A 490-nucleotide genomic window follows, 5' to 3' on the forward strand; every position below is an offset into this window, starting at 1 on the left:
GTCGATCAGCCATTTGCCGATGCCGGGCCACGAGAACAGCGTCTCGGTGAGCACCGCGCCAGCCAGCAAGGTGCCGACCTGCAGGCCGATCACGGTCACCACCGGAATCAGCGCATTGCGCAGCGCATGCACGACGATCACGCGCACCGGCGAGAGACCCTTGGCGCGCGCCGTGCGGATGTAGTCCTCGCGCAGCACTTCGAGCATCGACGAGCGCGTCATGCGCGCGATCACCGCAAGCGGAATCGTGCCGAGCACGATCGCGGGCAGGATCAGATGCGAGAGCGCCGACTTGAACGAGCCTTCATCGGTACCGGGCAGCAGCGAATCGATCAGCATGAAGCCCGTCACGTGCGGAATGTCGAATTCCACCGCGATGCGCCCGGAAACCGGCGTCCAGCCCAGTTTCGACGAGAACACCATGATGAGGATGAGGCCCCACCAGAAGATCGGCATGGAATAGCCGGTGAGCGCCGTGCCCATCACGCCG

At 64.7% G+C, this 490-nt stretch carries 1 protein-coding gene; it reads right to left on the reverse strand.

Annotated elements, in window-relative coordinates; all coding sequences use genetic code 11:
• Positions 1-490, reverse strand: a 490-nt coding sequence (locus U5A67_RS40535) for an ABC transporter permease subunit (protein ID WP_321818845.1), incomplete at both ends; no start/stop codon positions are given.

The sequence above is a fragment of the Paraburkholderia sp. J69-1 genome (assembly GCF_905220255.1).
Taxonomy (GTDB): domain Bacteria; phylum Pseudomonadota; class Gammaproteobacteria; order Burkholderiales; family Burkholderiaceae; genus Paraburkholderia.